Source organism: Streptomyces sp. NPDC001941 (genome assembly GCF_040296945.1).
Classification (GTDB): domain Bacteria; phylum Actinomycetota; class Actinomycetes; order Streptomycetales; family Streptomycetaceae; genus Streptomyces.
Genome location: NZ_JBEOYE010000032.1, coordinates 55071 through 74601, shown reverse-complemented (window position 1 = coordinate 74601; position 19531 = coordinate 55071). Strand labels below are relative to the sequence as shown.

Here is a 19531-nt window from a genome sequence, read left to right as displayed (position 1 = left end):
CGCTGCGTGATCCGGACAGGGCCTTAGCATGTAGGGCCCCGGCGCCGCCGACGCGGACACGCCGGGGGCGTACGTGACCGGCCCGCGGGCCGCCGACTCCTTCCAGGGGGGTGAGCATGACGAGGTTCGGCCTCCTCGGCCCGCTGAGCCTGCACGACGGCACCACCGACCGCCCCGTCACCAGCCCCAAGGGCCGCGTCCTGCTCGCCGCCCTGCTGCTGCGCGCCGGCCGCGTGGTCTCCTCCGACGCGCTCAAGCAGGCCCTGTGGGGCGAACGGCCCCCGGCCACCGCCGACGCCTCCCTCTCCAACCACGTCGTACGCCTGCGCCGCGCCCTGTCCGCCGCGGGCGCCGACCCCGCCCGGCTCGCCGCCGTCGCCCCCGGCTACCTGCTGCGCGTCGCCGACGGCGAACTCGACACCGACCTCTTCGAGGCTGCCCTGGAACGCGCCCGGCTCGCCCAGCGGCGCGGCGACTGGGCGGAGGTCGCCCGCGGCTGCGCCGGCGCGCTCGCCCTGTGGCGCGGCGACCCGCTCGCCGACGTGCCCTGCTTCGCCGAGGCCGAGCCCCAGGCGCGCCGCGTCGAGCAGCTGCGCGAACTGCGCCTGCAGGCCCTGGAGTGGTCCTTCGACGCGGAACTGCACCTGGGCCGCCCCCAGGGCATCGTCCCCGAACTGACCGCCCTGACCGCCGCCCACCCGCTGCGCGAGGGCTTCCACCGCCAGCTGATGCTGGCCCTGCACCGCACCGACCGCCAGGCCGAGGCGCTCGCCGCCTTCCAGCGGCTGCGCCGCACCCTCGTCGAGGAGCTCGGCATCGAGCCCGGCACCGCCGTGCGCGCCGCCCACCAGGAGGTCCTGGCCCCCGCCCCGCCGCCGGAACCGGTACCGCCCGCGCCCCGGCCGCCCCTGCAACTTCCCGCGCCCGTCAGCGACTTCACCGGCCGCGCCGAGGAGGTCGAGACCGTCGGCGCGCTGCTGCGGCGCGAGTCCGGCGGCACCGGGCCGCGCCCCGTGGTGCTCTCCGGCATGGGCGGCATCGGCAAGACCACGCTCGCCGTGCACGTGGCGCACCGGCTGCGCGAGGAGTTCCCCGGCGGCCAGCTCTACGCCGACCTGCGCGGCTTCGGCCCCGGGGCCCCGCGCGCCCCGCACGACCTGCTGGCCCGCTTCCTGTCCGACCTCGGCGTCTGTACGGAGTCGCTGCCCGAGGACACCGACGACCGCGCCGCCCTGTTCCGCGCCGCGCTGGCCGGGCGGCGCGTCCTGGTCGTCCTGGACAACGCCCGCGACGCCGCCCAGGTCGCCCCGCTGCTGCCCGGCGGCGACCGCGCGTCCGTCGTCGTCACCAGTCGCCACACCCTCGCCGACCTGCCCGGCGCCGCGCTGGTGCCGCTCGCCCCGCTGGACCGGGCCGAGCAGCACACGCTGCTGGCCGCCGTCTGCGGGCCCGAGCGGATGCACGGCGAACCCGCCGCCGCCCGGGACATCCTGGCGGCCTGCGGCGGACTCCCGCTGGCCCTGCGCATCGTGGGCGGCCGCCTGGCGTCCCGGCCCGGCTGGCCGCTGGCCCTGCTGGCCGAGCGGCTCACCCCGCACGACGGCAGGCTGAGCGCGCTGACCATGGGCGGCCTCGCCGTGCAGGAGACGTTCGCCATGAGCTACCTGGCGATGCGCGACAGCGGACGGCCGGTGGAGCGGGCGGCGGCGCGCGCGTTCCGGCTGCTCGGACTGTGGCCCGAGCACGCGCTCGCCCCGGAGTCGGCCGCCGCGCTGCTCGGGCGCGGTGTGCGCGAGACCGTGGAACTGCTCGAAGTCCTCGCCGACGCCCACCTGTTGCAGACCCCGGCGCCCGGCCGGTACGCCTTCCACGACCTGCTCGGCGAGTACGCGGCCGAGCGCGCGGCCGAGGAGGAGCCGCCCGGGGAGCGCGCGGCGGCCGTCCGGCGGCTGCTCGTCTGGTACGTCACCGCGCTCACCGCGGCCTGCTCGGCCACCACCCGCCAGACCCAGCCTCCGCCGCCACCCGCCGAGCCCGCCCCGGCGCCGCCGCCCCGGTTCACCGGGGCCGAGGACGCGCTGCGCTGGTGCGTACGGGAGATACCGGCGGTCAAGCACGCCATCGACACCGCCGGCGCGCTGGGCCGCCCGGACCTCGCCTGGCGGATCGCGGTCGGCCTGTTCGGCTACGCGGGGACGTACTGGTGGACCGGCGAGTGGGACGTGTGCCTGCGCCGCGCCATGGAGATCGCCGAGGAGCACGGCGATACCGAGGGCCGCGCCTGGCTGTACCGCAGGATCGCCGTCGCGCACGGCATGGCGTACCGCAACGAGGAGTGCCTGGAGAACCTGAGCACCGCCCTGGAGCTCTTCACCGCCGACGGCGACCTCGACGCCCAGGCGTCCATCCTCGGCAACATGTCCGCGCTCTACGTGCAGATGGAACTCCCGCGCGAGGGCCTGGAGTACGCCCGCCGCTCCCGCGCGCTGTACCGGGTCACCGGCAACACCCGCAACGAGGCCCTGGTGCTGTCCCGCATCGCCAGCGCCCTGCAGCTGGCGGGCGACCTGGAGGGCGCGGTCGAGCACTACCGCCAGATGGTGCCGCTGCAGCGCGCCGACGACCTCCCCACCTCCTACGCCACCACGCTCACCAACCTCGCGGAGGCGCTGACCCAACTGGGGCGGCGCGACGAGGCGTTCGCCGCGCTGCGCGAGGCGCTGGCCATCCGCCACCGGCTCGGGGACCACGGCGGCGAGGCCGACTGCCTCGTCTACACGGCCCGGGCGCACCACGCGTTCGGCGAGTGGGACCGGGCCAGGGACTGCTGGCTCAGGTGCCTGGACCTGGCCCGCGCGCACGACCTGCCGCTGCGGGTGAAGGAGAGCCTGGAGGGCCTCGCGGAGCTGCCCGGGGAGACGGGGACTACGGTGCCCCGGACGCCCTGCGACGTGCCACACCCGTGATCACCGGCGAGCTCGGCAGCAGCGGCCCCTTCTCCGGGACGCGCAGCCGCTCGTACGACACCACCTCGAACCCCGCCCGCTCGATCGCGCCCAGGGTGTCGCGCGAGGTGTGGCAGCCGCCGAACAGCAGCGGCCACACCGTGAGGTCCACCGCCCGCTGGGCGAACGCCAGGCCCAGCGAGGGCGCCAGCACGTGCTCGAAGAACCGCAGTTCGCCGCCCGGCCGCAGCACCCGGTGCAGCTCCGCGAGCGAGCGCCCGAGGTCCCGCACCGAACACAGCACCAGGCACGCCACCGCCGCGTCGAACGCCTCGCTCTTCACCGGCAGCGCCTCCGCTGCCCCCGGCACCACGTCCACCGGCACCTCGGCGTCCCGCGCCGCGCCCGCCGCCAACCGCCGCAGCACGCGCTCCGGTTCGAGGGCGACCACCTCGCTGACGGCGCCCGGGTAGTGGGGGAAGTTCAGGCCGTTGCCCGCGCCGATCTCCAGGACGCGCCCCGAGAGCCCGGACAGCAGCCGCTCCCGGTGCCCGGCCATCCCGGCCGCCGTCTCGGCCCGGACGCTGAAACGGGCGTAGGCACGGGCGAACAGCGGGTGGCGCACGGGGTCGCGGGGGAGCGGGTGACGGCTGCGCAGCGGCATCGAGGTCCTCCTTCGCGCGCGGGCGGTCGGACACCGAGATGGTGCCCGCCCCGCCGCGCGCTACCCGCGCACCGGGCCGCGGGTCAGTCGCCGACGAAGCAGAACTCGTTGCCCTCCGGGTCGCGCAGCACCTGGAAGCGGCCCTGCGGGTCCTCCACCACGCCGCCGGTGCGGACGGCGCCCAGCTCCTCGGCGCGCGCGGTGGCCGCCGCCAGGTCGTCCGGGTCGCCCTCCAGGTCCAGGTGGAGCCGGTTCTTGGCGGCCTTGCCCTCCGGGACCCGCTGGAAGGCGATCCGGACGAAGCCGGGGACGTCGACGTAGGACCAGTCGGCGCTCCGGTCGACGGGCTCGCCGCCGAGCAGCGCCGCCCAGAAGCGGACGAGGCCGGCCGGGTCGGCGCAGTCGAAGACGATCTCCTGAACACGCAGTCGCATGGAGATCAGCGTACGACCCCGCCGGGTCCGGCCCGAGACCCGCTCGTACGCCGGTCAGCGCACCGCTTCCGCGAAGGCCGCCGCGTCCCAGCTGCCGCCCAGCTCCGGCGCCAGCCAACTCCCCGCCCGCGCGCGGAAGTCGGCCGCGTCCAGGGCGCCCGCCCGGGCCGGGACCGCGCCGAGCAGCGGCACCCCGGTGACCGCCGGGAGGTCGGCCACGTTGCAGCGCTCGGCCAGCCCGGGGGCCTCGGGCCAGCTGCCGATCACCAGGCCCAGCGGGGTGATCCCGCGGGCGCGCAGGGCCTCGACGGTGAGCTCCGTGGCGTTCAGCGTGCCCAGGCCCGCCGTCGTCACCACCAGCACCGGCGCGTCCAGCAGCCGGGCGGCGTCGGCGAGCGTGCCCTCCTCGTCCAGCCGGACCAGCAGCCCGCCCGCGCCCTCGACGAGCACCAGGTCGTGCCCGGCCGCCAGCTTGCCCGCCGCGTCCGCCACGTCGGCCGGGCGCACCGGGGCCATACCGGCCCGGCGCGCGGCGGTCGCGGGCGCCAACGGCTCCGGGAACCGGGCCAGTTCGGTGCCGAGCGCGGCGCCCGAGAGGCGTACCACCTCGTCCGCGTCGCCCGGCTCGCCCGGCGCGACCCCGGTCTGGGCCGGCTTGAGGACCGCCACCCGCCGCCCGCCGCCGGCCGCCGCCGCGGCGACGGCCGCCGTCACCACGGTCTTGCCGATCTCGGTCCCGGTCCCGCTGACCACGACCACTGCCATGCCGTACTCCTCGCTCATCCCGCGGCCGCGGCCGCGCCCACCGCGCGGGTGATCCGCGCGAGGTCCTCGTCCCCGGTCACGTACGGGGGCATCGTGTACACCAGGTCGCGGAACGGGCGGAGCCAGACGCCCTCGCGCACCGCCGCGGCGGTGGCCGCCGCCATGTCGACCGGGTGGTCGAGCTGGACCACGCCGATCGCTCCGAGCACCCGCACCTCGGCGACGCCGGGCAGCCCGGCCACCGGGGCGAGCCCCTCGGACAGGCCGCGCCCGATCCGCTTCACCTCGCCCTGCCAGTCCTGGCCCAGCAGAAGGTCCACCGAGGCCAGCGCCACCGCGGAGGCGAGCGGATTGCCCATGAACGTCGGGCCGTGCGCGAGCACCGGCACCTCGCCCCGGGAGATGCCGTCCGCGATGCGCGCGGTGCACAGCGTCGCCGCCATCGACAGGTAGCCACCGGTCAGCGCCTTGCCCAGGCACATCACATCGGGCGAGAGGGCCGCCTGGTCGGCGGCGAACAGCGTGCCGGTGCGGCCGAAGCCGGTGGCGATCTCGTCGAAGACGAGCAGCACGTCGTGCGCGTCGCACGCCTCGCGCAGCACCCGCAGGTAGCCGGGGTCGTGGAAGCGCATCCCGCCCGCGCCCTGCACCACCGGCTCCACGATCACCGCGGCCACCTCGTGGGCGTGGCGCGCCACGGTCTCGCGCAGGTGCTCGGCGTACGCCTCCTCGAAGGCGGCCGGGGGCGCCTCGGCGAAGACCTGCTCCGGCAGCACCCCGCGCCACAGCTCGTGCATCCCGCCCTCGGGGTCGCACACGGCCATCGGCTGCCAGGTGTCGCCGTGGTAGCCGCCGCGCCAGGTCAGCAGCCGCCGCTTCTCGGGGCGGCCGGTGGAACGCCAGTACTGCAGGCACATCTTGACGGCGACCTCGACCGCGACCGAGCCCGAGTCCGACAGGAACACGTGCTCCAGCGGCGCGGGGGTGATCTCGACCAGCCGGGCGGCCAGCCGCACGGCGGGCTCGTGGGTGAGGCCGCCGAACATCACATGGCTCATCCGCCCCAGCTGGGCGCGGACCGCCTCGTCCAGGACGGGGTGGCGGTAGCCGTGCACCGCCGACCACCAGGAGGACATGCCGTCGACCAACTCGTCTTGGCCGTGGGCCGGTTCGGCGAGCCGCAGCCGCACCCCGGACGCGGACTCCACGACCAGCGGGTCCACCCGGCCCGGCATCGGGCCGTACGGGTGCCAGACGTGTGCCCGGTCCAGGGCGAGCAGTTCGGGGTCACGCATTCGGCGCGAGGTCCGTCCCGGCGCCGCGGCGGCGCACCGCCACCAGGTCCGTGCGCGCCTCGCCGGCCCGCGCGGCGGGCACCTCGGCCTCCTCGCGCGGGGCCTCCGTCCCGCACACCGCGCCGGAGCCGCAGCCGCCGCCCGTGCCGCAGGCGTGCTCCTCGCCGCCGCAGCCGTGCGCGTCGGTGCCGCAGCCCGTGAGGTCCGCCCGGTGCGCCGGCAGCGTGCGCTCGCCCGCGCCCTCCACCTCGAAGCCGGCGTCGGCGATCATGTCGAGGTCGGCCTGCCCGGCCTGGCCCTCGCTGGTCAGGTAGTCGCCCAGGAAGATCGAGTTGACCAGGTGCAGGGCGAGCGGCTGCATCGAGCGCAGGTGCACCTCGCGCCCGCCCGCGAGCCGGACCTCGACGTCGGGGCAGACGAACCGGGTCATCGCCAGGATGCGCAGGCAGCGCTGCGGGGTGAGGTTCCACTCCTTGGCCAGCGGGGTGCCCTCGAACGGGATCAGGAAGTTCACCGGGACCGAGTCCGGGTCCAGCTCGCGCAGCGCGAACACCACGTCGACCAGGTCCTCGTCGCTCTCGCCCATCCCCGCGATCAGCCCGGAGCAGGCCGAGAGCCCGGCCGCGTGCGCCTTGTTGACCGTGTCGACGCGGTCCGCGTACGTGTGGGTGGTGGTGATCTCCCCGTACGTGCCCTCGGAGGTGTTGAGGTTGTGGTTGTACGCGTCCGCGCCCGCCTCGCGTAGCCGCTCGGCCTGGCCGTCCGAGAGCAGCCCGAGGCACGCGCACACCTCGACGCCCTCGTTGCCCTCCTTGATCGCCTCGATGGTCTTCGAGACCCGGTCCACGTCCCGGTCCGTGGGGCCGCGGCCGCTGGCCACCAGGCAGACCCGCTTGGCGCCGCCGGCCACGCCCGCGGCCGCGGCGGCCGAGGCCTCCTCCGGCTTCAGCCAGGTGTACTTGAGGATCCCGGCCGTCGAGCCGAGCCGCTGGGAGCAGTACGAGCAGTCCTCGGGACAGAGCCCGGACTTCAGGTTCACCAGGTAGTTGAGCTTCACCCGCCGCCCGAACCACTGGCGGCGGACCTTGCCGGCCGCGGCCACCACATCGAGCAGCTCGTCGTCGGAGGTCGCCAGCACGGCGAGCGCTTCTTCGCGGGTCGGCGACTCGCGCCGCAGCCCCTTGTCCACCAGCGTGTTCAGCAGGTCCATGAGAGCTGATCCTGACCTACCGGGCGCCTCCCGGCCAAGGAGGAACTGAACAACAGTCGCCGTTTGAGGTGTGTGTATGACCACACTCTGACCCGGGCCCACGAGGGTTAGGGTCTGTGCGCTGCCTACAAAAGCACGCGCACACCGTCAGTGGAGGGGCCGCCCCATGCACCGGACTTCGAGCGACCCCTTCGGCTGGCTCGACGAGGAGTCGAGCCGCCGCGCGCGGGCCGGCCTGGAGCGCACCCTGCGCCCCCGCCCCGCCGACGCCGTCCTGCTGGACCTGGCGAGCAACGACTACCTGGGACTGACCCGCCACCCGGCGGTCACCCGGGGCGCGGCGGAGGCCGCCCGCACCTGGGGCGGCGGCGCGACCGGGTCCCGCCTGGTGACCGGCACCACCGAGCTGCACGCCGAACTGGAACGGGAGCTCGCGGAGTTCTGCGGCTTCGAGGCGGCCCTGGTCTTCTCCTCCGGCTACGCGGCCAACCTCGCCGTGCTCACCGCGCTGGGCGGCCGGGACTCGCTGATCGTCTCGGACGCGGGCAACCACGCCTCCCTGGTCGACGGCTGCCGGCTGGCCCGCGCCGAGACCGCCGTGGTGGCGCACGCCGACCCCGAGGCGGTCGCCAAGACGCTCGCCGGGCACCCGGGGCGGCGCGCCCTGGTGGTGAGCGACTCGGTGTTCTCGGTGGACGGCGACGCCGCGCCGCTGACCGCGCTGGCCGCCGCCTGCCGGGCGCACGGCGCCGCGCTGGTGGTCGACGACGCGCACGGGCTCGGCGTCCTCGGCGAGGGCGGCCGGGGAGCCGCGTACGCCCACGGCCTCGCGGGCGCGCCGGACACCGTCGCCACGCTCACCCTGTCCAAGTCGCTGGGCAGCCAGGGCGGGGCCGTGCTCGGCCCGGCGCGGGTGATCGCGCACCTGGTGAACGCCGCGCGGACGTTCATCTTCGACACCGGTCTTGCCCCGGCCGCGGCCGGGGCGGCGCTCGCCGCGCTGCGGCTGCTGCGCGAGCGGCCCGCCCTGGCGCCGCGCGCCCGCGAGGTCGCCGCCGAGCTGCACGGGCGGCTGACCGCGGCCGGTCTCGCCGCGGCCCGGCCGGACGCGGCCGTGGTCTCCGTACGGGCCCCGTCGCCGGAGGCGGCCGTGCGGTGGGCCGCGGACTGCCGTGATCGCGGGCTCGCGGTGGGCTGCTTCCGGCCGCCGTCGGTCCCGGACGGGATCTCCCGGCTGCGGCTGACCGCGCGCGCGGACCTGACCGGGGAGCAGATCGATCAGGCGGTGTCGGTGATCCTGGACTGCGCGCCCGTCAGCTGACGGCCTCCGCGCGCAGGGCGGCGGCGAAGGCGTGCCAGGCGGGCCCGGAGAAGCCGAGCCGGGCGCCGGCGGGGCGCTTGGAGTCGCGGACGGCCAGGCGCCCGCCCTCCAGGGGTGCGGTCTCGACGCAGTTGTTCATGCCGACGCTGTAACTGCTGCGCCGCCACGGGGAGTCGACGAGGACGTCGACCGGGGCGTCGGGGTGGGTGACGGCGTGGGTGATCCGGTGTGCGTGAGCAGACATGCGGGGGTTGCCTCCTACGCGCGGTCTCCGATCACGGAGATGAGGTCCAACGAGTGGCGGGGCGGGAGGGCGTGCGCCTGCATCGTGCGAAAGGCCGCCGAGTACGCATCGAGGTCCTCCTTCCGCTCCAAGTAGAGGCTACTCGTCAACTGGTCGAGAACAACCACGTCCAGATCAGAGATGTTCGGAAAGGAGAAGATAACGAAAGGCCCGGTGAGTCCGACGTACCCGCCCATCGCGAACGGCAGCACCTGCAGCCGCACGTGGGGCAGCAGCGCCAGCTCCACCAGCCTCCGTAACTGCCCGCGCATCACCCCGCGCCCGCCCACCTGCCGCCGCAGCACCGCCTCGTCGATCACCGCGTTCAGCTGCAGCGGGGGATCGGAGCGCAGCACCTCCTGGCGGGCCAGGCGCACCTCCACCAGCGAGGACACCGTCGTCTCCGGCATCCCCTCCAGCGCGGCCCGGGTCACCGCGCGCGCGTAGTCGGGCGTCTGCAGCAGGCCCGGCACCACCGAGGTCTCCAGCGTGCGCGCCGCGCTCGCCTGCGACTCCAGGCTGATGAAGTCCCGGTACTGCTGCGGGATCACCCCCCGGTAGGCATGCCACCAGCCCTGCCCCTCGCCGTTACCCGCCCCGGCCAGCGCCTCCAGGACCGCGCGCAGCCGGGGGTCGCCCACCCCGTAGGCGTCCAGCAGCCGCGACACGTCGCGCGGGCGCACCCCGCTGGTGCCCGTCTCGATCCGGCTGATCTTCGACTGGTGCCAGCCGAGCAGCTGCGCGGCGGCCCTGCTGGTCAGCCCGGAGGCCTGGCGCAGCCCGCGCAGCTCCTCGCCGAGCTTGCGGCGGCGCACCGCGGGTCCCGTTCGCGTGCCGCGCATGACGGACCCCTTTCCTGGGGGAGTCTCCTGGGCGGAGGGCCGGGGCCGGATGCCTCCCGGCGTTCCCCTTCCCGGGGCGGCGAGGCGTGAGTATGCCGCCCAAATCCGTTCTGTCGTCGTAGAGTTCACCGCTTTGAGCGACAGATATATGCATATCTTGGTGGATCGCCACCCAGGGCGGCACCATAAGTGGCACTCTGGCGCGAAGCACAGTCCGAGGCCTTCCTCACACATCACCCGCGACGTGTCGGAGAACGGCCCCGGTGGGAAAGGGACAGCGTCGCCATGGCAGACCACCAGGAAGCATCAGTCACGCTGCCGAGCGATCCGGCCTCGGTGGCGGCAGCGCGCAGATATGTCGCCGACGTGCTGGCCGAGTGGGGGCTCCCCGGCGACGCCGAAGTGGCGGACACGGTGCGGCTGATCGTCTCGGAGCTGGCCACCAACGCGGTGCAGCACACCTTCGGGCAGTCGCCCACCTTCACCGTCGACGTCCTGCTCGAACGCGACGAGCACCTGCGCCTCGGCGTCACCGACAGCCATCCGCGCTGGCCCCAGCGGCTGCCCGCTGCCGTCCAGCAGGACAACGGCCGGGGGATGGTGATCATCCGCTGCCTCACCGCCGAGTGCGGCGGCCGCCTGTCGATCACCCCGACCGAAGAGGGCGGGAAGACCGTCTGGATCAGCCTGCCGTGGAGCGTTCCGGTACGGAAGTGACCCCCGCCCCGGAGGACCGGGACGGGCCTGTGTACGCCCCTGTGCCGTGACGTTTCGCCAGCGGCCGCCGACCACCGGGCACCGCGCACCAGCCACCGCCCCGGCCCCACGCGCGCCCCGCGCGCAACGGAAAGGGTGCGGGGCGTGTGCCCCGCACCCTCCGTGGTTCACGTGCCGTGCGGTTCCCGTGCCGGCCGGTCAGCGCACCCGGCCGTAGTGACCGGTCAGCGCACCCGGCCGTAGTACACGCTCTTGGTCCAGATCCGCTCCAGCTTCACGCCGGAGCCGGGCTTGGGCGAGTGCCAGATCTTGCCGCTGCCCGCGTAGATCCCCACGTGGTAGACGCCGCGACCGCTGTGGAAGAAGACCAGGTCCCCCTTCTGCCGACTGCCTGACCCGATGTGACGGGTCTTGTTGTACTGCTGCTGCGCGGTCCGCGGCAGCGTCTTGCCGGCCCTCTTGTACGAGTAGAGCGTGAGCCCGGAGCAGTCGAACCGGGACGGTCCGGCGGCCCCGTACTTGTACGGTGCGCCCTTCTTCGAGGCGGCCACGTTCAGTGCCTTCGTCGCGGACGACGTGGCGGCGTGGGCCTCGGAGGCGCCGCCCGGGGCGAGCATCGTGCCGCCTACGGCGGCGAGCGTGAGTGCCGAGACGGCACCGGCCCGGGACAGCACGGACGGAACACGTATCTGCGCAAGCATGCGCAACCCTTCGTCAGCCGCCTGCGAAGGATGACCTGTCGGGTTCGGGCAGGCGAAGATGCCCGGCCGCTCGCGCGGCTTCACCCCAAGGGACGGTCCTTCCGGCCGTCCCGCCTTGCCTGGGTCCTCCACTCCTGCCGAACCAAACCGTGTCGACCAGTCGTCCGGGACAGTGGCAGGACTCGGCGTCCGCCCGGACCGCCCCGCCACGGCGGCGGGGGCTTGTCGTCGACAGGGATCTTGACCCATGCCCCGCCGGATTTCCGAGCCCAAACGGCCTTATGTGAGGCTCCTCACGACTGACCCGTTCGGGTGGACAGGGTGGATTCGGTCCCCGGCCCGAGCCGGGGGCCGAACGCCGCACCAGGGGCGGAACAGCCCATTCCGCCCCACGGCTAGGCGGAAGTCGCACCTTCCGGGGGCCGATCGCGGGACCCGCGACTACGCCGTTCGATGGCCCGTTTCCGGTCACGCGGCGGCCGTACCGCCCGGGACGGACGGGTCAGCGGACGGCCGGGCCGGGCACGGTGACCCGGCGGGCCCTGCGCTCGCCGTCGAGGGTGCGCAGGGCGCGCGCCAGGGTCTCGGCGTGCACCTCGCTCTCGCCGCGCCGGTGCATCAGGTCCAGCGCGTCCCGCAGCGCCACCGCGCGCCCCACCAGGGCCTGCGCGGCGCGCAGCGCGCCGTAGGTGTGCTCGCCGCGCGCCGGGTGGGCCCTGGCGAGCAGGTCCACGGCCGCCAGCCAGGCGTCCACGAAGTCGCCCTCGGCCCGGGTCAGGGCCGGCAGCGGCGGCAGCGGGGGAGGGAGCACGGCTCACCGCCCCTGGAGGGGCAGCGTGGCGCGGCGGCTCTGGATCACGTGGTCCACGAGCCCGTACTCCAGGGCCGCGGCCGCGTCCAGGACCGTGTCCCGGTCGATGTCGGCGTCGATCCGCTCGCGCGGCTGCCCCGAGTGGCGCGCCAGCATCCCGGCCAGCTGCTCGCGCAGCCGCAGCAGCTCGCGGGCCTGGAGCTCCAGGTCGCTCGGCTGCCCCTGCACCGGCTCCGCCACGCCCGGCTGCTGGAGCACCACCCGGGCGCCGGGCAGGGCCATCCGCTTGCCGGGCTCACCGGCGGCGAGGAGCACGGCGGCGCCGGCGGCGGCCTGCCCCAGGCAGGTGGTCTGCACGTCGCAGCGGACGATCCGCATCGTGTCGTAGATCGCCGCCATGGCCTGCGGCGAGCCGCCCGGGGAGTTGATGTACAGGCAGATGTCCCGGTCCGGGTCCGCGTACTCCAGGTACAGGAACTGGGCGATCACGTCATTGGCGGCGGTGTCGTCGACGGCCGTGCCGAGGAAGACGATCCGCTCCTCCATGAGCTTGGAGTACGGGTCCAGGGTGCGGGTGCCCGTGCTGGTGCGCTCGGTGAACTCGGGCAGGACGTAGCGGTTCTCGAACACGGTGCCTCCAGCGATCCGGTCTCTGTAAAAAATGTACAGGACGTACATCCCGTTATGATGGGGAGCATGGCCTACGAGATTCCGGTGACGCAAGCACGGGCTGAGCTCGCCGATCTGATCAACCGAGTCGTCTACGGCGGCGAGCGCGTCGTGGTGACCCGCCACGGCAAGCCCCTCGTGGCGCTGGTCTCCGCCGCTGACCTGGAACGACTGGAGTCCGCCGGGGCCGAGCGGGAGGCGGCCGCGGAGGAGCAGGTGATCAGCTCGGTCTCCTCGCTGGGGTCGCTGGGCTCCGCTCCGGGCGAACAGGGCCGCTTCGGCCTCGCCGCCCGCCACGAGGGCCCCGAGGTCCGCTAGCCCCTCCGGCGCCCCTCCGGCGGGCTCCGCGCTGCCGCCGGGCACTCGCCCCGAATCGGGGCCGTATGTCCGGAAGTGATTGTCGACGCTCCGTCAACTCGCCCTGCCCGTATACGGTCGGGGCCTTTCGCGCGCCCTCTTCCACGGCCCGGCAAAGACATGGTTTACGTGCCGGAAAAACTTCTGCCAGAGATTGAAATATCTCTCCTCCAGACTCGTCCTCGCAGGTCAACAGAGTGTTGAAGGTGGAGTAGGGTCCCGCTGCGCTCGGGACGCTGTGCCGGGCGGGAGACTGTGAGGTGGAAGCGTGCAACTGACCCCGCACGAGCAGGAACGCCTGCTCATCCATGTGGCCGCCGACGTGGCCGAGAAGCGCAAGGCGCGCGGTGTGAAGCTCAATCACCCCGAGTCCGTCGCCCTGATCACCTCGCACATCCTGGAGGGCGCCCGCGACGGCCGTACGGTCACCGAACTCATGGCGTCCGGCCGCAAGGTGCTCAGCCGCGAGGACGTCATGGACGGCATCCCCGAGATGATCCACGACGTCCAGGTCGAAGCGACCTTCCCGGACGGCACCAAGCTCGTCACCGTCCACGACCCGATCGTCTGAGGGGCCGTCGATGATCCCCGGAGAGATCTTCTTCGCCGACGGCCGCATCCAGCTCAACGAGGGCCGCCCCGTCACCCGCCTCACCGTCCTCAACGCCGCCGACCGGCCCGTCCAGGTCGGCTCCCACTACCACTTCGCCGAGGCCAACCCCGGTCTGGACTTCGACCGTCCGGCCGCCCGCGGACAGCGACTGAACATCGCCGCGGGCACCGCCGTGCGCTTCGAGCCCGGCATCCCGGTCGACGTCGAACTCGTACCGCTCGCGGGGCTGCGCGTCGTGCCCGGCCTGCGCGGAGAGACCGGAGGCCCCCTCGATGGCTGAGCTGCGCAGGGACATCCACGCCGACCTGTTCGGCCCCACCACCGGCGACCGCATCCGGCTCGCCGACACCGACCTGCTCGTGGAGATCGAGGAGGACCGCTGCGGCGGCCCCGGACGCGCCGGCGACGAGGCCGTGTTCGGTGGCGGCAAGGTCATCCGCGAGTCCATGGGCCAGTCCCGGCTCACCCGCGCCGAGGGCGCCCCGGACACCGTGATCACCGGCGCCGTCATCGTCGACCACTGGGGCGTCGTCAAGGCCGACATCGGCATCCGCGACGGGCGCGTCACCGGCATCGGCAAGGCCGGCAACCCCGACACCATGGACGGCGTCCACCCCGACCTCGTCCTCGGCCCCGAGACCGAGGTCATCGCGGGCAACGGCAAGATCGTGACCGCGGGCGCCATCGACGCCCACGTCCACTTCATCACCCCGACCCTGATCGACCAGGCGCTCGCCACCGGCATCACCACCCTGGTCGGCGGCGGCACCGGGCCCGCCGAGGGCAGCAAGGCCACCACCGTCACCCCCGGCTCCTGGCACCTGGCCCGGATGTTCGAGGCGCTGGACGGCGCACCGGTCAACATCGGCCTGCTCGGCAAGGGCAACACCACCTCGCACGAGGCGATGCACGCCCAGCTGCGCGGCGGCGCCCTCGGCTTCAAGATCCACGAGGACTGGGGCGCCACGCCCGCCGTGATCGACGCCTGTCTGACGGTCTGCGAGGGCACGGGCGCCCAACTGGCCATCCACACGGATACGTTGAACGAGGCCGGGTTCGTCGGCGACACCCTCGCCGCGATCGCCGGACGCACCATCCACGCGTACCACACCGAGGGCGCGGGCGGCGGCCACGCCCCCGACATCATCACCGTGGTCTCACAGCCCCACGTGCTGCCCAGCTCCACCAACCCCACCCGGCCGCACACCGTCAACACCATCGAGGAACACCTCGACATGCTGATGGTCTGCCACCACCTCAACCCGGCCGTCCCCGAGGACCTGGCCTTCGCCGAGTCCCGGATCCGGCCCTCGACCATCGCGGCCGAGGACGTCCTGCACGACCTGGGCGCCATCTCGATCATCTCCTCCGACTCCCAGGCCATGGGCCGCATCGGCGAGGTGGTCATGCGCACCTGGCAGACCGCGCACGTGATGAAGCGCCGCCGCGGCTCGCTGCCCGGCGACGGCCGCGCCGACAACCACCGGGCCCGCCGCTACGTCGCCAAGTACACGATCAACCCGGCCGTCGCCCAGGGCCTGGACCACGAGATCGGCTCGGTGGAGCCCGGCAAGCTCGCCGACCTGGTCCTGTGGGAGCCCGCGTTCTTCGGCGTCAAGCCGCAGCTCGTGCTCAAGGGCGGCCAGATCGCGTACGCGCAGATGGGCGACGCCAACGCGTCCATCCCCACCCCCCAGCCGATCCTGCCCCGGCCCATGTTCGGCGCCACCGGGCGGGCCCCGGCGGGCAACTCGTTCAACTTCGTCACCGAGTCGGCCCTGGAGGACGGGCTGCCGGAGCGGCTGCGCGCGGAGAAGGGCTTCGTGCCGATCCGCTCCACCCGGGGGGTGACCAAGGCCGACATGCGCGAGAACGACGCGCTGCCCCGGGTCGAGGTGGACGCCGACACGTTCACCGTGACGATCGACGGCGAGCCCGTCGAACCCGCCCCGGCCGCCGAACTGCCCATGGCCCAGCGCTACTTCCTCTTCTGATGGCCACCCCCGTGACGACCAGGGCGGCGCTCCTCGTGCTGGCCGACGGACGCTTCCCCGCCGGAGGCCACGCGCACTCCGGCGGGGCCGAGGCCGCCGTCAAGGCCGGCCGGCTGCGCGACGCGGCCGACCTCGCCGCGTTCTGCCGCGGCCGGCTGCACACCACCGGGCTCACCTCGGCGGGCCTGGCCGCGGCGGCCGCCCTCGGCCACGACGCCGGAGCGCTCGACGAGGCCGCCGACGCCCGCACCCCCTCGCCCGCCCTGCGCGCCGTCTCCCGGCGCCTGGGGCGGCAGCTGATGCGGGCCGCCCGCGCCGCCTGGCCGTGCGAGGCGCTCGACGCGCTGGCCGCCGCGTTCCCGCGCGGCGCCCACCAGCCGGTGGTGTTCGGCACGACCGCCCGCGCGGCCGGGCTCGGCCCCGAGGACGCCGCGCACTGCGTCGCGTACGAGAGCGTCAGCGGCCCGGCCACCGCCGTCGTACGGCTGCTGGGCCTTGACCCGTTCCAGGCCACCGCCGTGCTCGCCCGGCTCGCCCCCGAACTGGACGACGTCGCCGCCCGCGCGGCCGCCGCCGCGCGCGAGGGGATCGACGCGCTGCCCGCCGCCTCCGCGCCGCTGCTCGACGTCACCGCCGAACAGCACGCGGCCTGGCCGGTACGGCTGTTCGCGTCCTGACCCGCCCCGCACACCCGCACCACCCCAAGGAGCCCCCGTGCACCTCGACCACTCCCACGACCACCTCACCGCCGTCAGCGCCGACGCCCACCGTCCCGACGGCACCCGCCGCGCCCTGCGCATCGGCCTGGGCGGACCCGTCGGCTCCGGCAAGACCGCCACCGTCGCCGCCCTGTGCCGGGCCCTGCGCGACCGGCTCTCCATCGCCGTGGTCACCAACGACATCTACACCCGCGAGGACGCCGACTTCCTGCTGCGCAACGCCGTCCTGCCGCCCGAGCGCATCCAGGCCGTGGAGACCGGCGCCTGCCCCCACACCGCCATCCGCGACGACATCTCCGCCAACCTGGAGGCCGTCGAGGACCTGGAGGAGGCGGTCGGACCGCTCGACCTGATCCTGGTGGAGTCCGGCGGCGACAACCTCACCGCCACCTTCTCCAAGGGCCTGGTCGACGCCCAGGTCTTCGTCATCGACGTGGCCGGCGGCGACGACATCCCGCGCAAGGGCGGCCCCGGCGTCACCACCGCCGACCTGCTCGTGGTCAACAAGACCGACCTCGCCCCGTACGTCGGCTCCGACCTGGAGCGGATGGCCCGCGACGCCAAGGAGCAGCGCGGCGACCTGCCCGTGGCCTTCACCTCGCTGCGCGGCCCCGAGGGCGTCGGGCCGATCGCCGACTGGGTCCTCGAGCGCCTCGCGGCCTGGACCGCATGAGCGTCACCGCCACCGCGCGCATCGTCGCCGACGGCGACCGGCTGCCCGTCCTCCAGGGCGAGGGCCCGTTCGCGCCGCGCCGCACCCGGGCCGCCGCCGGGCGCGTCCGGGTCACCGTCGTCGGCGCGATGAGCGCCCCGCTCGGCGGCGACCGGCTCGCCGTGGAGGCCGAGGCCCGCCCCGGCACCCGGCTCCTGGTGGACTCGGCCGCCGCCACCCTGGCACTGCCCGGCCGGGACGCGGGCCCCGCCCACTACGACGTACGGCTGCGCGCCGGCGAGGGGGCCGAGCTGCACTGGCTCCCCGAGCAGCTGGTCTCCGCGCACGGCAGCGAACTGCGGATGCGCACCACCGTCGAACTGGCCGCCACCGCCCGGCTGGTGCTGCGCGAGGAGCAGGTGCTCGGCCGGCACGGCGAGGAGCCCGGCAGCCTCACCACCCGGCTCACCGTGCGCCGCGCCGGACGGCTGGTGCTCGACCAGGAGCTCGCGTACGGCCCCGCGGCGCCCGGCGGCTGGGACGGCCCCGCGGTCCTGGCCGGGCACCGCGCGGTGGGCCAGCTCCTGGTGGTCGCCCCCGGGTTCGAGGACAAGCCCGCCACCCCGGAACTCCTCGGCGACACCGCCGTGCTCACCCCGCTCGCCGGCCCCGGCGCCCTGGTCAGCGCGGTCGCCCCGGACGCGCGGGCCCTGCGCGCGGTCCTGGACCAGGCGCGCGCCCTGCTCGGGTTCTGACCCGGGCCGGGGCGCGCCCCGGCGTACCCCCGGGTGGCCGCTACCCGGATGCACCGCTCAGCGGGACACCCCGACCGGTTATTGGTTCGGTAAAGAAACACCTGTGCGACCTGTTCCCCGGCGTCACGCGGACGACAGGATCACGGGTACGGACCGACCATCCACCCGAGGGGGAGTCACGACGTGAAGCGCACAGCGGTGTTGGGCGCCGCGGGCACGGTCATCGCGGGAGCACTGATAGCGGGCGCGGTCGCCGCACCGGCCGCGAGCGCCGACGGCCGCCGCGGCCCGGTCAGCGAGGCACGGGGCGTGGCGCTGGCCGCCGCGCGCGCCGCCCGGGCGGGCGTCGACTGGCAGGACTGCCCCGCCGACTGGGGCCTGGAGAAGCCCATCCAGTGCGGCTGGGTGAGCGTGCCGCTGGACTACCGCCACCCCGACGGCCGGCGGATCAGGCTCGCCGTCGACCGCGCCACCAGCACCGGCACCCCCGACGAGCGCCAGGGCGCCCTGGTCTACAACCCCGGCGGCCCCGGCGCCTCCGGCCTGCGCTTCCCGCGCCGCGTCACCACGAAGAGCGCCCTGTGGGCGAAGACCGCCAAGGCGTACGACTTCGTGGGCTTCGACCCGCGCGGCGTCGGCCACTCCGCCCCGCTGTCCTGCGTGGACCCCCAGGAGTTCATCAAGGGCCCCAAGCCCGACCCGGTCCCCGACGGCGAGGCCGACAAGCGCGCCCAGCGCAAGACCGCCGCCGAGTACGCGGACAGCTGCGGCGAGCGCGGCGGCGACCTGCTGCCCCACCTGACCACCCCGAACAACGCCCGCGACCTCGACGTCATCCGGGCCGCGCTGGGCGAGGCGAAGCTCAACTTCCTCGGCGTCTCCTACGGCACCTACCTGGGCGCCGTCTACGGCACGCTCTTCCCCGGCCACCTGCGCCGCATGGTGATGGACAGCGTCACCAACCCCGACACCCGCCAGATCTGGTACGGCAACAACCTCGCCCAGGACGTCGCCTTCGAGAACCGCCTCACCGACTGGATGACCTGGATCGCCCGGCACGACGCCGCCTTCCACCTCGGCGACACCGTCGCGAAGGTGCGGGCCCGTTGGGACGTGCTGCGCGCCGCCGCCAAGAAGGAGCCGCTCGGCGGCACCGTCGGGCCCGCCGAGCTCATCGGCTACTTCCAGAACGCCCCGTACTACGACTCCTACTGGGTCGAGGTCGCGACCAACTGGAGCAAGTACGCCGCCGGCGACCCGGCCCCGCTGACCGCGGCCGCCGCCCCCGACCCGTCCGACACCGCGGGCAACACCGCCGCCGAGAACAGCACCGCCGTCTACACGGCCGTGGAGTGCGCCGACGTCCAGTGGCCCACCGACTGGCGCACCTGGGACCGCGACAACTCCCGGCTGCACGAGCGGTACCCGTTCTTCACCTGGGCCAACGCCTGGCTGAACCTGCCCTGCGCCACCTGGCCCGCCAAGAGCGTCAAGCCCGTCGAGGTCACGACGCGCAAGGGCCTCCCCCCGGTGCTCATCGTGCAGTCCGAGCGCGACGCGGCCACCCCGTACGCCGGGGCGCTCGAACTGCACCGGCGCTTCAAGGGCTCCCGCCTGGTCACCGAGAAGGACGCCGGCTCGCACGGCATCACCAACCTGCCGAACCCCTGCCTCAACACCAAGGTCGAGGACTACCTCCTCAGCGGCCGCCTCGACGCGGCCGACACCAGCTGCGGCCCGCACGCCGTCCCGCAGCCCTGAGAGCCGGGCGGGCACGGAAAGCC

The 19531-nt window shown here is 74.6% G+C and carries 21 protein-coding genes and 1 riboswitch; of the genes, 11 read left to right on the top strand and 10 right to left on the bottom strand.

What is annotated here, in order from left to right; genetic code table 11:
• Nucleotides 1-116: 116 nt before the first annotated feature.
• Entirely contained in the window at nucleotides 117-2966 is a 2850-nt protein-coding gene (locus ABT160_RS22160) for an AfsR/SARP family transcriptional regulator (RefSeq protein WP_351649441.1), read from the top strand.
• On the opposite strand, the gene ABT160_RS22155 is transcribed toward ABT160_RS22160, so the two are convergent.
• The 5 genes from ABT160_RS22155 to bioB all read right to left on the bottom strand — a co-directional run bounded on the left by ABT160_RS22155 (nucleotide 2926) and on the right by bioB (nucleotide 7313).
• Entirely contained in the window at nucleotides 2926-3609 is a 684-nt protein-coding gene (locus ABT160_RS22155; protein WP_351649440.1) for a class I SAM-dependent methyltransferase, read from the bottom strand. The two genes, ABT160_RS22160 and ABT160_RS22155, sit on opposite strands and share 41 nt — an antisense overlap.
• A gap of 83 nt (nucleotides 3610-3692) precedes the next feature.
• Entirely contained in the window at nucleotides 3693-4043 is a 351-nt protein-coding gene (locus ABT160_RS22150) for a VOC family protein (protein ID WP_351649439.1), read from the bottom strand.
• Nucleotides 4044-4097: 54 nt separating this feature from the next.
• Nucleotides 4098-4808 (bottom strand): dethiobiotin synthase, encoded by a 711-nt coding sequence (gene bioD / locus ABT160_RS22145; protein ID WP_351649438.1) that lies wholly within the window; start codon nucleotides 4806-4808, stop codon nucleotides 4098-4100.
• Nucleotides 4809-4822: 14 nt separating this feature from the next.
• Nucleotides 4823-6103: an adenosylmethionine--8-amino-7-oxononanoate transaminase gene (locus ABT160_RS22140; protein ID WP_351649437.1), complete on the bottom strand. Its 1281-nt coding sequence runs from the start codon at nucleotides 6101-6103 to the stop codon at nucleotides 4823-4825.
• Nucleotides 6096-7313 (bottom strand): biotin synthase BioB, encoded by a 1218-nt coding sequence (gene bioB / locus ABT160_RS22135; RefSeq protein ID WP_351649436.1) that lies wholly within the window; start codon nucleotides 7311-7313, stop codon nucleotides 6096-6098. The genes ABT160_RS22140 and bioB overlap by 8 nt, the downstream gene beginning before the upstream one ends.
• 166 nt (nucleotides 7314-7479) lie before the next feature.
• On the opposite strand from bioB, the gene ABT160_RS22130 reads away from it, so the two are divergent.
• Complete coding sequence (locus ABT160_RS22130; protein WP_351649435.1) at nucleotides 7480-8634, top strand: 8-amino-7-oxononanoate synthase; 1155 nt, start codon at nucleotides 7480-7482, stop codon at nucleotides 8632-8634.
• Here the strand turns inward: ABT160_RS22130 and ABT160_RS22125 are convergent.
• Both ABT160_RS22125 and ABT160_RS22120 read right to left on the bottom strand, forming a co-directional pair.
• Nucleotides 8627-8878 (bottom strand): DUF397 domain-containing protein, encoded by a 252-nt coding sequence (locus ABT160_RS22125; protein ID WP_351649434.1) that lies wholly within the window; start codon nucleotides 8876-8878, stop codon nucleotides 8627-8629. The two genes, ABT160_RS22130 and ABT160_RS22125, sit on opposite strands and share 8 nt — an antisense overlap.
• A gap of 14 nt (nucleotides 8879-8892) precedes the next feature.
• Nucleotides 8893-9759, bottom strand: coding sequence for a helix-turn-helix domain-containing protein (locus tag ABT160_RS22120; protein ID WP_351649433.1), 867 nt, complete (start codon nucleotides 9757-9759; stop codon nucleotides 8893-8895).
• 285 nt (nucleotides 9760-10044) lie between these two features.
• On the opposite strand from ABT160_RS22120, the gene ABT160_RS22115 reads away from it, so the two are divergent.
• Nucleotides 10045-10476 (top strand): ATP-binding protein, encoded by a 432-nt coding sequence (locus ABT160_RS22115; RefSeq protein WP_351649432.1) that lies wholly within the window; start codon nucleotides 10045-10047, stop codon nucleotides 10474-10476.
• A gap of 224 nt (nucleotides 10477-10700) precedes the next feature.
• On the opposite strand, the gene ABT160_RS22110 is transcribed toward ABT160_RS22115, so the two are convergent.
• The 3 genes from ABT160_RS22110 to ABT160_RS22100 form a co-directional block, all read right to left on the bottom strand.
• Nucleotides 10701-11177 carry a C40 family peptidase gene (locus tag ABT160_RS22110; RefSeq protein ID WP_351649431.1) on the bottom strand — a complete coding sequence of 159 codons (477 nt, stop codon included), beginning with the start codon at nucleotides 11175-11177 and terminating at the stop codon, nucleotides 10701-10703.
• A gap of 3 nt (nucleotides 11178-11180) precedes the next feature.
• Nucleotides 11181-11336: riboswitch (cyclic di-AMP (ydaO/yuaA leader) on the bottom strand.
• A 343-nt stretch (nucleotides 11337-11679) separates the two neighbouring features.
• The gene (locus ABT160_RS22105) at nucleotides 11680-11988 is read right to left on the bottom strand and encodes a hypothetical protein (RefSeq protein WP_351649430.1); all 309 of its coding nucleotides are present in this window, start codon (nucleotides 11986-11988) and stop codon (nucleotides 11680-11682) included.
• A 3-nt stretch (nucleotides 11989-11991) separates the two neighbouring features.
• Nucleotides 11992-12618, bottom strand: coding sequence for an ATP-dependent Clp protease proteolytic subunit (locus tag ABT160_RS22100; protein WP_351649429.1), 627 nt, complete (start codon nucleotides 12616-12618; stop codon nucleotides 11992-11994).
• A gap of 66 nt (nucleotides 12619-12684) precedes the next feature.
• Here ABT160_RS22100 and ABT160_RS22095 point away from each other — a divergent pair, with 66 nt between their 5' ends.
• The 8 genes from ABT160_RS22095 (at nucleotide 12685) to ABT160_RS22060 (ending at nucleotide 19508) form a co-directional block, all read left to right on the top strand.
• Complete coding sequence (locus tag ABT160_RS22095; protein ID WP_351649428.1) at nucleotides 12685-12975, top strand: type II toxin-antitoxin system Phd/YefM family antitoxin; 291 nt, start codon at nucleotides 12685-12687, stop codon at nucleotides 12973-12975.
• 307 nt (nucleotides 12976-13282) lie between these two features.
• Complete coding sequence (locus ABT160_RS22090) at nucleotides 13283-13585, top strand: urease subunit gamma (RefSeq protein WP_351649427.1); 303 nt, start codon at nucleotides 13283-13285, stop codon at nucleotides 13583-13585.
• Between the two features lie 10 nt (nucleotides 13586-13595).
• Nucleotides 13596-13907, top strand: coding sequence for an urease subunit beta (locus ABT160_RS22085; protein ID WP_351649426.1), 312 nt, complete (start codon nucleotides 13596-13598; stop codon nucleotides 13905-13907).
• Nucleotides 13900-15621: an urease subunit alpha gene (locus ABT160_RS22080; RefSeq protein WP_351649425.1), complete on the top strand. Its 1722-nt coding sequence runs from the start codon at nucleotides 13900-13902 to the stop codon at nucleotides 15619-15621. The genes ABT160_RS22085 and ABT160_RS22080 overlap by 8 nt, the downstream gene beginning before the upstream one ends.
• Nucleotides 15621-16298: an urease accessory protein UreF gene (locus tag ABT160_RS22075; protein WP_351649424.1), complete on the top strand. Its 678-nt coding sequence runs from the start codon at nucleotides 15621-15623 to the stop codon at nucleotides 16296-16298. Before ABT160_RS22080 ends, ABT160_RS22075 begins: the two co-directional genes overlap by 1 nt.
• A 37-nt stretch (nucleotides 16299-16335) precedes the next feature.
• The gene (gene ureG, locus ABT160_RS22070; RefSeq protein ID WP_351649423.1) at nucleotides 16336-17013 is read left to right on the top strand and encodes an urease accessory protein UreG; all 678 of its coding nucleotides are present in this window, start codon (nucleotides 16336-16338) and stop codon (nucleotides 17011-17013) included.
• Nucleotides 17010-17747 carry an urease accessory protein UreD gene (locus ABT160_RS22065; RefSeq protein WP_351649422.1) on the top strand — a complete coding sequence of 246 codons (738 nt, stop codon included), beginning with the start codon at nucleotides 17010-17012 and terminating at the stop codon, nucleotides 17745-17747. Before ureG ends, ABT160_RS22065 begins: the two co-directional genes overlap by 4 nt.
• Nucleotides 17748-17930: 183 nt before the next feature.
• Entirely contained in the window at nucleotides 17931-19508 is a 1578-nt protein-coding gene (locus ABT160_RS22060; RefSeq protein WP_351649420.1) for an alpha/beta hydrolase, read from the top strand.
• The last annotated feature ends 23 nt before the right edge of the window (nucleotides 19509-19531 follow it).

What these genes read in the sequence shown, in the direction of transcription:
- ABT160_RS22130 (WP_351649435.1), top strand. Translation starts at nt 7,480, where the DNA reads ATGCACCGGACTTCGAGCGACCCCTTCGGCTGGCTCGACGAGGAGTCG.
- bioD (WP_351649438.1), bottom strand. Translation starts at nt 4,808, where the DNA reads ATGGCAGTGGTCGTGGTCAGCGGGACCGGGACCGAGATCGGCAAGACC.
- ABT160_RS22150 (WP_351649439.1), bottom strand. Translation starts at nt 4,043, where the DNA reads ATGCGACTGCGTGTTCAGGAGATCGTCTTCGACTGCGCCGACCCGGCC.
- ABT160_RS22075 (WP_351649424.1), top strand. Translation starts at nt 15,621, where the DNA reads ATGGCCACCCCCGTGACGACCAGGGCGGCGCTCCTCGTGCTGGCCGAC.
- ABT160_RS22120 (WP_351649433.1), bottom strand. Translation starts at nt 9,759, where the DNA reads ATGCGCGGCACGCGAACGGGACCCGCGGTGCGCCGCCGCAAGCTCGGC.
- ABT160_RS22125 (WP_351649434.1), bottom strand. Translation starts at nt 8,878, where the DNA reads ATGTCTGCTCACGCACACCGGATCACCCACGCCGTCACCCACCCCGAC.
- ABT160_RS22065 (WP_351649422.1), top strand. Translation starts at nt 17,010, where the DNA reads ATGAGCGTCACCGCCACCGCGCGCATCGTCGCCGACGGCGACCGGCTG.
- ABT160_RS22115 (WP_351649432.1), top strand. Translation starts at nt 10,045, where the DNA reads ATGGCAGACCACCAGGAAGCATCAGTCACGCTGCCGAGCGATCCGGCC.
- ABT160_RS22095 (WP_351649428.1), top strand. Translation starts at nt 12,685, where the DNA reads ATGGCCTACGAGATTCCGGTGACGCAAGCACGGGCTGAGCTCGCCGAT.
- ABT160_RS22160 (WP_351649441.1), top strand. Translation starts at nt 117, where the DNA reads ATGACGAGGTTCGGCCTCCTCGGCCCGCTGAGCCTGCACGACGGCACC.
- ABT160_RS22080 (WP_351649425.1), top strand. Translation starts at nt 13,900, where the DNA reads ATGGCTGAGCTGCGCAGGGACATCCACGCCGACCTGTTCGGCCCCACC.
- ABT160_RS22085 (WP_351649426.1), top strand. Translation starts at nt 13,596, where the DNA reads ATGATCCCCGGAGAGATCTTCTTCGCCGACGGCCGCATCCAGCTCAAC.
- ABT160_RS22155 (WP_351649440.1), bottom strand. Translation starts at nt 3,609, where the DNA reads ATGCCGCTGCGCAGCCGTCACCCGCTCCCCCGCGACCCCGTGCGCCAC.
- bioB (WP_351649436.1), bottom strand. Translation starts at nt 7,313, where the DNA reads ATGGACCTGCTGAACACGCTGGTGGACAAGGGGCTGCGGCGCGAGTCG.
- ABT160_RS22140 (WP_351649437.1), bottom strand. Translation starts at nt 6,103, where the DNA reads ATGCGTGACCCCGAACTGCTCGCCCTGGACCGGGCACACGTCTGGCAC.
- ABT160_RS22110 (WP_351649431.1), bottom strand. Translation starts at nt 11,177, where the DNA reads ATGCTTGCGCAGATACGTGTTCCGTCCGTGCTGTCCCGGGCCGGTGCC.